Here is an 8,224-nt window from a genome sequence, read left to right as displayed (position 1 = left end):
CCCGGGCGGCCTTCCCGGCGGCGGTGGCCCGGGCCACCGCCGACCCGGCCGGCACCGCCGGCACCCGGGGCACCACCTGCTCGCAGACCGGGCAGGGCGCGCCGTCGACCAGGTGCGCCCGCAGCGCCACGGCCTGGTCGGTGGCCTTCGCCTCCTCGTGCGCCCGGAAGGCCGTCTCCAGCTCCGCGTCCGCCCGCTCGGCCGCCGTACGGGCCTCCGCGAGGGCCCTCGCCGCCGCCTCGTGCTCGCCCTGCGCCGCCGCGACCGCCGCCCGGACCGCGTCCGCCTCGGCGGTCAGCCGCTCCCGGTCGGCGTGTGCCTTCAGCAGCAGCCGCAGCGCGCTCTCGTCGCCGGCCGCGGCGAGCTCGCCCCGCAGCTTCTCCTCCCGCTCCTCGGCGAGCGCCACCGCGGCAGCAGCCTCGTCGGCCGCGGTCCGCGCCGTGGTCACCGCGCGGGCCAGCTCGGCGATCCCGTCCGGCGCCCGCACCCCGGCCAGCACCGCCAGCTCCGCGTCGAGCCCGGCCAGCGCCGCCGCCACGTCCCGCGCCGTGGCCCGGGCCCGCTCCAGCTCCGGTACGGCCGCCGCCACGGCCCCGGCCAGCTCCCGCATCCGGTCCGCCCGCTCCTCGGCGCCGGCCAGGGTCTCGTCGTCGTCGGCGGCGAGCCCACCGAGCATCCGGTCCACGGCCTCCAGCTTCGCCTCGGCCTGCCCGGCGCGTTCGGTGGCCCGCTTCTGCACGTCCTCGTAGACGCCGAGGCCGAGCAGGTTGATCAGGATCTGCTGCCGGGTTGCGGGCTTGGCGTGCAGGAAGTCGGCGAACTGCCCCTGCGGCAGCACCACGCAGGAGGTGAACTGCTCGTACGGCAGCCCGACCGCCTCCAGCACCGCGTCCTCCATCTCGGCGGGGGTGCCGGCGATCACCTCGCCGAGGTCGTCCGGGCTGAGCCCGGTGTCGAGCTTGGTCACGTCGAAGCCGGCGGGCATGAGCTGGAGCCCGGCGTTGGCGGTCTTGACGGCGCCCCGGCCGTCCCGGCGGACCACCCGGGTGGCCACGTACCGGTCGCCGGCGGACTCGAAGACCAGCCGGACCCGGGCCTCGGTGGTCGACGGGGCGAGCGCGTTGGCCAGGCCCCGGGTGCCGCCCCACCGGGGCACGGTGCCGTAGAGGGCGAAGCAGATCGCGTCGAGCACCGTGGACTTGCCCGAGCCGGTCGGCCCGACCAGGGCGAAGAAATCGGCGTCGGTGAAGTCGACGGTGGTCTCCTCGCGGAAGACGGTGAAGCCCGCCATGTCCAGCCGGATCGGTCGCATCAGCGGTCGACCTCCTCGAGAAGCTCGTCGAAGAGCTCCTGGACGCCCTCGTCGGCGTGCCCGCGGCTGCCCAGGTAGTCGGCGAAGAGCTCGTGCGGCGACCGGCCGGCCCGCTGGGCGGTACGGGTGCCGCTGCCGGGTGCCGGAACCAGCTCCGGATCGATCCGGATCTCCAGCGCGCGGGGGAGCAGCTCCTGCACCTCCTCGCGCAGCCCGGCGCGGGGCTGTTCGCGGACGTACACCCGCAGCCAGCCCTCCGGCGCCTCGATCTCGGCGAGCTGGGCCAGGGTGCCCCGAACGGTGCGCAGCGGGGTCGCCCCCGGCACCGGCACCTCCCGGATCTGGGCGGCGGTCCGGGCGGTCACCTCGACGAGGGTCACCGAGGCGACGTTCTCCTGCTCGCCGAAGTCGATCGCCAGGGGGCTGCCGCTGTAGCGCACCGGGCAGGGGCCGATGACCCGCTGGGAGCGGTGCAGGTGACCGAGCGCCACGTAGTGCGCGGTGCCCGGGAAGACGGTGGCGGGCACGGCGTAGCCGAGGACGGTGTGCGCGTCCCGCTCGCCGCCGCCGGTGCTCGCCCCGACCACGGTCAGGTGGGCGGTGACCAGGTGCACCCGGTCGGGCTCGGTGAAGCCCTCGGTGAGCCGGGCGAGGACCCGGCCGAGGTGGTCGGCGTACGTCTGGTTGGCCTCGGCGGCGGTCAGCTCGTACATCTCCACCGCGCGGACGGCGTACCGCTGGGAGAGGAAGGGCAGCGCGGCGAGCTGCCAGCGCTCGCCGTCGGCGGTGACGCCGTCGATGATGTGCTCGGCCGGACTGTCCCGGACGCCGCCGCGCAGGGTGATGCCGGCCGCCTCGGCCCAGGGGCGCAGCGCGTCGAGCGCCTGCCCGTTGTCGTGGTTGCCGCCGATCGCCACCACGTCGGCGCCGGTGCGCCGCAGCGCGGTCAGCGCCCGGGTCACCAGCCGGGTCGCCTCCGGGGTGGGCGCCGCGGTGTCGTACAGGTCGCCGGCCACGATGACCAGGTCGGGGCGCTCGGCTCGGGCGATCTCGATCACCTGGGCCAGCACCTGCTTGTGCTCCTCGGCCCGCGACTGTCCCTTGAGGACCTTGCCGACGTGCCAGTCGGAGGTGTGCAGGATCTTCATGGCTGGATCACCTCAGAACGGGATGTCGTCGTCGCCGGCGCCGGAGCCGACCACGGCGAACGGGTCGGCCGACTGGGTGATCGAGCGCAGCGTCTCCGACGGCGCCCGGCCGGCCTCGGAGACCCGGGTCGCCCAGGCCGGGAAGGGGAATTCCAGGCAGAGCGGGACCGGAATGTCCGGCTGGTTGACGAACATGGTGCCCGGCTTGGCCAGCAGCGCCCGCTGCCGCTGGGCGGGTGGGAGGAAGCCGTACTCCGGGCGGGACGCCTCGGCCGGGTCGAGCCGGCCGACCACCCGGATCGCCGAGTTGGTGACGATCCGGCGTTCCACCTCGCTCGCCGTCTGCTGCGCGCCGACCAGGATCACCCCGAGCGAGCGGCCCCGCTCGGCGATGTCCAGCAGCACCTCCTTGATCGGGGAGGAGCCCTCGCGGGGGGCGTACTTGTTCAGCTCGTCGAGGACGACGAAGAGCAGGGGCTTGGCGGTGCCGGCCTTCTCCTTGCGCTCGAACTCGCTCTTCAGCGTCACGCCGACCACGAAGCGCTGCGCCCGGTCCGGGAGGTTGTGCAGGTCGACGACCGTGACCTGGGCGCTCTCGGCGGTGTTGATCGAGTGCGGGCGACGGGTGGCCAGGTCGCCGCGGATCAGCCGGGCCAGGTCCTTCTTGCTGCCGATCAGCCGGCGGGCGAACGCGTTGATCGTGCCGAGCCCGACTGCGCTGCCCGCCCACTCGGACCGGGTTTCGTCGTCGTTGAGCTGCTCGACGATGTGGTCGACCAGGTCGCCGTACGACCCCAGCCGGACCCCGTCCAGGCTGACCCCGCCGTCGGCGGGCTGGGCGTACCGGCCCAGGTGGGCGGCGACCGAGTGGACCACCATCGTGTACTGCTGGCGCTCGTCGTCGGCGTCGGCGAAGACGTACGGCAGGAGCCGGTCGGCGCAGAACTCGGCCAGCGTCCAGTAGAAGCTGTCCACCCCGGTGAGCCGGCTGCTCACGTCCGGCGTGCCGGAGGAGTCACCGACCCGGGGCGGGGCGTAGACCCGCACGTCGGGGAAGGCGCCGGCGTCCAGCCCGAGCTTCGCGTACCCGGCCCGGGTGGCATCGTCGAGCCGGATGTTGGGGTGGTCGAGGAAGAGCAGGTCCTCGCCTTTGACGTTGAAGATCAGCGCCTTGGCGTTGACCGCGTCGCCGCCGAGCACCCCGGAGCGGAAGACCGAGTAGAGCAGGAAGGTGGCGAAGCTGGTCTTGGTGGCCACCCCGGAGATGCCGGAGATGGAGACGTGCGCGCCCCGGGTGCCGTCGAGGAAGTCGGCGTTGAGGTAGACCGGCACGCCGTCGCGGCCCATGCCCATCGGGATGCGCCGTTCCATCCGGTCGAAGTGCAGCGCCCGGTCCCGGGCGTCGCCCTCGGCCCGGTGCACCACCGCGCCCGGGGTGGGCGGCACGTAGAACTCGGGGTCGACCCGGGTGGTGGTGATCTCCGCGGCCTCCTGCACCTGGGCCGGCAGCGTGCCGTCGGCGATGGCGAAGACGTCGGAGTCGAACTGCGCGCCCTCGTGCCGGGCGCGGACCTGGGTGACCACGCCGGCGATGGTCACCGGCTCCCGGCCGGGCAGCTCGCGGCGGGTGACCACGACGTCGTCGAGCTGGAGGTAGCTGCCGGGGGCGACGGCGGTCCAGAACGTCAGCGGGGTGGCGTCGGCGGTGCCGAGCACCCGGCCGACCCCGTCGCCGGGGCCGTCGAGCAGGTCGTCGGTCATCGGCGGACTCCGGTCAGCTGGTCGTCTCGGTCGCGGGGCACGACCTGCATCCTGCCCGAGGTATGCGACAGGTTGCCACGCGACGCGGCGGACGCCACCCGACCCGCTCGCCGCCCTCGCGCAGCGGCGTCGGGTGCCCACGCTGCGTGTGCGCAGCTGTCCGGATTCCGCCCGGTCGGGCCCGATCCGCGAGATCCTGTAAAAAGCCCACGCACTGAGGGCGCGAGGAGCGGCCGTGGAATCGACGCGTAGCCGGTTGGCGGCGCTGCTGGTCCTCGCCGTGCTGCCGCCGGTGCTGGAGGCGACCGTGCTGCAGGCCATCAGCTTCCACGCGGCCCGCGGCCTCGCCCCCCAGGTCACCGCGGTCTGGCCGTACGACTCCTACCATGACCTGCGCTGGCTGCTGGCCTACCACAACTCCTGGGCAGCTTTCCTGTTCGGCCTGCTGGCCCTCGTCGGGATCCGCGGGCTGCTCACGGCAGGACTGACCGCGCTGGCCTGGCCCGCGACGGTGGACCGTCCCTCGTTCCGCTGGCTGGTCATGCGGAACCTGAAGGTCGCGGCGTTCGCCGCGGTGATCATCTCGCCGTGGGCCGCGCTCTCGCTTGCCTTCTCGGCGGTCGCGCTCTCCTGGTACCTGCTGGCGTCGGTGGTCCCGATGCTGGTGCTCGCCCCGTTCCTGCAGCGGGCCGGCGTGGTCGCGGGGTGGTGGCGGGGTCTGCCCTCGATCGAGATGGTCGGCTGGTCGCTGCTCAACTTCGCCGTCCTCACCCTCGCCGGCGCGGTCATCGCCAGCACTCCCGGCTGGTGGACGCTCCCGGTGAACGGCCTGGCCGGCGTCGCGAACGGGCTGCTGTGGCGGCAGACCGTCGCCGCGGCCGTGCTGCCCGCGCGGATCCACTGGCCGCGGGTGCCGGTGGCGCCGCTGGCGATCGTCCTCACCATGGTCGCCGCGGTGGGGGCCCAGGCGCTGATCGGTATCGCGGCGGGCGGGCAGGGGGAGCAGCGCCCGCCCATCATCTCCGAGCGGCTTCCCGACCGGGTGCCGTACGCGGTGATCGTCATCGCGGGACACGATTCGAGCTGGAACGGCCGCCCCGCCGCCGACCCCCGGGTCGAGCGCTTCTCCTACCAGGGCCTCGACGGTCAGGGCCGGCCGCTGCCGTACCGGCCGCAGGCCACCCACCGCTCGATGGACTCCAGCGCCGTCCTGCTCGCCGCCCACGTCGACGCGCTGCACCGGCGCACCGGCCGGCCGGTGGCGCTGCTGGGGCAGAGCGAGGGCGCGATGGTGGCCCGCACCTACCTGGAGAAGTGGCCGCACACCTCGGTGACCGCGGCGATGATGTTCAGCCCGCTGGTCCGGCCGGGACGCGCCTACTACCCGCCCCCGGGCCATCAGGGTTGGGGTGTGGTGGCGGGATGGGAGCTGCGGGGCATCTTCGCGCTGGGAAACCTTCCGAAGAAGGTGAAGAGCCACCCCGACGAGCCCTTCGTGCGCTCGGTGCTGGTCGACGCCCCGTTCTACCGCAACCGCACGCTCTGCCCGGTGGCCGGCGTACGCATGATCGCCTTCCTGCCGACCGTCAGCGCCGCCGAGGCGCCACCCGGCGAGTACGCCCGGATCCCGGTGTTCCAACTGCCCGCCCTCCACGGCGGCCTGCTCGGCCGCCGTGCCGCCGAGGTGCGGGTGGTCGACTTCCTGGCCGGCGACAAGATCGACCAGCCGAGACGGGAGTACGACCTGTTCCAGCGGCTGGGGGCCGCCTGGCAGCCGCCGCCGCTCGCCCTGTCGCTCAACCCGGTCTGGTCGGCCACCCGGGAGGCGGACCCGGCGTTCACCGGCCGGATCTGCGAGGCGCGCTGACCGGACCGGCCGGCACCGCCGAGCCGTTGAGCGCCACCATCAGCACCGCCCGGCGGACTCCGGTCAGCTGATCGTCTCGATCGCGGGGCACGACCTGCCTCCTGCCCGAGGGATGCGACAGGTTGCCACGCGACGCGGCGGACCCCACCCGCCCGGTCCGCACCCGGTGTCGCAGCGCCACCGCCCCGGCACGTACCGGGTCCGGTCCGGTCCGGTCCGGTGCGGTCCGGTCCGGTCCGGTCGCCGGAACGTCCGCACGGGACTCGGGCCGCCCTGACACGTCGTGGTGAACGGAACACGAAAAGTTGTCGAAAAATTTTGGCCGTGAGTCGTGACACACAAGGGCACCGAGGCGTTTAAATATGTCACAGGCACATCGAGGATCTTTTACCCATCGATCCGTGTGCCCTGTCGTGGCCCGTGACCTGCGGAAACCTCGACCGATTCGGCGTGCAAAGACGCCGGATCACCGTCGGTCGGCACCCCCCCCGACCGACCGTCCTACCGAAGGCAGGATCTCCATGCGTCGTACCACCCTCCTGAGCGGCCTCGCCACGGCCGCTCTCCTGGCCGCCGCCGGCACCGTGCCGGCCTCCGCCTCCGCCGCGCCCGTGTCCTCGGATGCGTTCACCCGCGCGGTCGCCCAGCTCAAGGCACACTCGGGCAGCGCGCTCGTCACCGACGGGCAGAGCTTCACGCTGAAGAACACGGTCACCGACGCCGACGGCACCGAGCACGTCCGGGTGCACCGCTACCAGGACGGCCTGCCGGTCCTGGGCGGCGACACCGTCGTGCACCTGGGCAAGGGCAACACCTGGCGGGGCGCCAGCCAGAGCCTCGCGGTGGCCCCCACCCGGGGTGCCAAGGCCAAGGTCAGCGGTACCACTGCCGGCCGTACCGCGCTGGCCGCCTCGACGGCCACCGGCCGTACGGTCGCCGGCAGCAACCTGGTCTACGACGCCGACTCCGCCGGCACCGCGCTGGCCTACGAGGTCGTCGTGGGCGGCACCTATGCCGACGGCACCCCGAGCGAGCTGCACGTGCTGGTCGACGCCACCACTGGCAAGATCCGCGACTCGTGGGAGGGCGTGGAGCGCGACGGCACCGGCAACACCTTCCACTCCGGCAGCGTGCCGGTCGGCACCACCCTCTCCGGTGGCACCTTCCAGCTCAACGACGGCGCCCGGGGCGGTCACAAGACCTACGACCTGAACGGTGGCACCACCGGCACCGGCACCCTGGTCACCAACACCTTGAACGTCTTCGGCGACGGCATCCTGACCAACAGCCAGACCACCGCCGCGGACGCCGCCTACGGCGCGGCCGAGACCTGGGACTACTACAAGAACACCTTCGGCCGCAACGGCATCCGCAACGACGGTGTCGCCGCCTACAGCCGGGTGCACTACAGCACCAACTACGCCAACGCGTTCTGGAGCGACTCCTGCTTCTGCATGACCTACGGTGACGGCGGCTCCGGCTGGTACCCGCTGACCTCCCTGGACGTCGCCGGACACGAGATGAGCCACGGCGTCACCGCCGCCACCGCCGCGCTGCGCTACAGCGGCGAGTCCGGTGGCCTCAACGAGGCCACCAGCGACATCTTCGGCACCATGGTCGAGTTCTACGCGAACAACGCCAAGGACCCGGGCGACTACCTGATCGGCGAGAAGCTGCGGACCAGCGGCGCGCCGCTGCGCTACATGGACAAGCCCTCCAAGGACGGCTCCTCCGCCGACTGCTGGAGCAGCTCGGTGGGGCGGCTGGACGTGCACTACTCCTCCGGCGTGGCGAACCACTTCTTCTACCTGCTCGCCGTCGGCAGCGGCTCCTCGTCGTACGGCAACAGCCCGACCTGCAACGGCAGCACCGTCACCGGCATCGGCAACACCAAGGCCGGCGCCATCTGGTACCGCGCGCTGACCACCTACATGACCTCGCGGACCAGCTACTCCGGTGCACGCACCGCGACCCTGTCGGCCGCCAAGGACCTGTACGGCGCCGGCAGCGCCGAGTACAACACGGTCGCCGCCGCCTGGTCGGCCGTGAGCGTCAACTGACCGCCTGACCCGGCGTCGGCGGCCTCCTCCACCGCCGACGCCGGGAGGCAGCGCCTCCGATCACGGGCGCGGGGAC

General features: G+C 73.2%; 5 protein-coding genes. 2 read left to right on the top strand and 3 right to left on the bottom strand.

Annotated features, from left to right (window positions below; all coding sequences use genetic code 11):
* From SLP03_RS31035 to SLP03_RS31025, 3 genes are all read right to left on the bottom strand, one after another.
* The coding region (locus SLP03_RS31035) for an SMC family ATPase (protein WP_319464201.1) at positions 1-1,312 on the bottom strand (1,312 nt) is incomplete at its 3' end.
* Positions 1,312-2,460 carry an exonuclease SbcCD subunit D gene (locus SLP03_RS31030; protein WP_319464200.1) on the bottom strand — a complete coding sequence of 383 codons (1,149 nt, stop codon included), beginning with the start codon at positions 2,458-2,460 and terminating at the stop codon, positions 1,312-1,314. The genes SLP03_RS31030 and SLP03_RS31035, both read right to left, overlap by 1 nt.
* A 12-nt stretch (positions 2,461-2,472) precedes the next feature.
* Positions 2,473-4,221: an ATP-binding protein gene (locus SLP03_RS31025; RefSeq protein WP_319464199.1), complete on the bottom strand. Its 1,749-nt coding sequence runs from the start codon at positions 4,219-4,221 to the stop codon at positions 2,473-2,475.
* 235 nt (positions 4,222-4,456) lie between these two features.
* Between SLP03_RS31025 and SLP03_RS31020 the strand changes: the two genes are divergently transcribed.
* Both SLP03_RS31020 and SLP03_RS31015 read left to right on the top strand, forming a co-directional pair.
* Entirely contained in the window at positions 4,457-6,088 is a 1,632-nt protein-coding gene (locus SLP03_RS31020) for a hypothetical protein (protein ID WP_319464198.1), read from the top strand.
* A gap of 521 nt (positions 6,089-6,609) precedes the next feature.
* Complete coding sequence (locus SLP03_RS31015; RefSeq protein WP_319464197.1) at positions 6,610-8,148, top strand: M4 family metallopeptidase; 1,539 nt, start codon at positions 6,610-6,612, stop codon at positions 8,146-8,148.
* The last annotated feature ends 76 nt before the right edge of the window (positions 8,149-8,224 follow it).

Source organism: Micromonospora sp. RTP1Z1, assembly GCF_033804685.1.
In the GTDB taxonomy this organism is placed as follows: Bacteria; Actinomycetota; Actinomycetes; order Mycobacteriales; family Micromonosporaceae; genus Micromonospora.
This window is presented reverse-complemented; position numbering and strand designations above follow the sequence as displayed.